1 protein-coding gene and 1 pseudogene are annotated in these 1,999 nt (G+C 60.4%); both read left to right on the top strand.

Annotation, left to right across the window (positions count from 1 at the left end; genetic code table 11):
* Positions 1-39: 39 nt before the first annotated feature.
* Positions 40-1,014 (top strand): annotated as a pseudogene (locus P3T23_RS47555) (transposase).
* A gap of 108 nt (positions 1,015-1,122) precedes the next feature.
* Positions 1,123-1,999: ISAs1 family transposase (locus P3T23_RS47550; protein WP_429322930.1), on the top strand; the 877-nt coding region annotated here is incomplete at its 3' end.

The raw sequence follows: 1,999 nt of genomic DNA, 5'->3' as shown, positions 1-1,999 counted from the left end.
GCGAAGCAGGAAGGGGCAATCATCTATTGGGGCGACGAAATGGGATTGCGCAGCGACCACGTGAGCGGTACCAGTTTTGCCTTGAAGGGCGAGACACCGGTGGTGCGGGCGACCGGACAGCGTTTCGGCTGCAACATGATTTCGGCGATCACGAACCGCGGCGAGTTGAGCTTCACGGTTTTCGAGGGAACGTTCAAAAATGCGACATTCATCGAGTTCATGAAGCGCATGCTCAAACAGGCCACGCGCAAAATCTACCTGATCGTCGACGGGCATCCGGTGCATCGGTCCGTCGCAGTCGGGCAGTTCGTCGCCGACAACGCGAAGCGTCTGAGGCTGATCCGCCTGCCCGGCTACTGCCCCGAACTGAATCCGGACGAGCTGCTCAACCAGGATGTCAAGACCCAATGCGCTCGGCAAAAGCAGACCAACCACCAAGCCGGAAATGATCGGCACGGTTCGTCGTCATCTGCATCGCCGGCAGAAGGAGCCTCACGTAATTCGCAATCTGTTCAAGGAAAAGCACGTTCGCTACGCCGCCTGATGGACAGGGCACTATTTGATGCACTCGTCAGTAAGGTCAATGGCCAATGGAAATATCTGTATCGCGCCGTCGACAAGGCCGGCAACACCATCGACTTCCTGCTGCGGACCCATCGGGATAAGACAGCGGCGCGCGGCGGTATTTCGAAAAATCAATCGCCCAGAATGGCGAACCCGAGACGGTGACGATCGACAAAAGCGGCGCCAATCTGGCTGCGCTGGAAGACCATCAACGCCGAGCGCGAAACGCCCATCAAGATCCGGCAGACGAAGTACTTGAACAATATCATCGAACAAGACCACCGCGCGATCAAGCGGCGTACCCGCCCCATGCTCGGGTTCAAGAATTTCCGGTGCGCACGCATCCTACTCGGTGGCATCGAGGTGGCTCACATGATCGCCAAGGGGCAGATGAAAGACAACGGCGCCCGACAAACTGTCGCCGAGCAGTTCTATTCGTTGGCGGCATAAGTAGTCCTAGTCATATCAGGCGTTGCTCAACTTGCAATCGTTATCGCGACAAAACCTTTTCGTGATCCACGTAGCCGGACGCCGGCCTACGATCTGACGGAAATGCTGATGGTGGCATTGTGCGCGGTCCTGTGTGGCGCGGACGGCTGGGTGTCGATCCAGTTGTGGGGCGAAGAGAAGCTGGACTGGCTGCGCCGGCATATGCCACTCGCACAGGGTATCCCCTCCCACGACACCTTCGGACGGGTGTTCGCAGCGCTCAATCCGAAGCAGTTCGAAGCGTGTTTCATCCGCTGGATGAGCGGCCTGTGTCCGGCACTGGCCGGACAGGTTGTAGCGATCGACGGCAAGACCGTGCGTGGCTCACGTCAACGTGGCGAGCGTGCCATTCATCTGGTCGCAGCCTACGGCAGCGGGCTGGGCATGGCACTGGGTCGGGTGCGCACAGCGGGGAAATCCAACGAGATCACGGCGATCCCGGAACTGCTCGACGCGTTGCTGCTCAAGGGCGCGATCGTCACCATCGATGCGATGGGTTGTCAGCGTGACATCGCCGAACGCATCGTGAAGGCAGGGGCGGACTATGTGCTGGCATGCAAGGGCAATCAGGGCACCATGCCGGAGCGGGTGCAAAAGGCATTCGACGCCATGGAGCACGTGCCGCAGGCCTACGCGGACTACACAAGCGAGCATCGCGAGGTCGAAAAGGATCACGGCCGCATCGAGACGCGCCGGTGTGTGGTCAGCGACATTCTCACGCGCTGGCAGCAGGAGCCTGATCTGTGGCCGGGCCTGCGCTCGATCGTGATGGTCGAGTCCACGCGTGAGATAGGCGACTCTGTCACCACGGAGCGCCGCTACTACGTCTCCAGCCTGCCGCCCGACGCGGCGCTCATCGCCCGCGCGGTGCGTGCCCACTGGCGCATCGAGAATAACCTTCACTGGGTGCTCGATGTGGCCTTTGGCGAAGACCAGTGCCGGGTGC

This window comes from Paraburkholderia sp. GAS448 (genome assembly GCF_050435685.1).
Classification (GTDB): Bacteria; Pseudomonadota; Gammaproteobacteria; order Burkholderiales; family Burkholderiaceae; genus Paraburkholderia.
The sequence above is the reverse complement of the archived record's forward strand: the minus strand, read 5'-3'. Positions and strand labels throughout refer to the sequence as shown.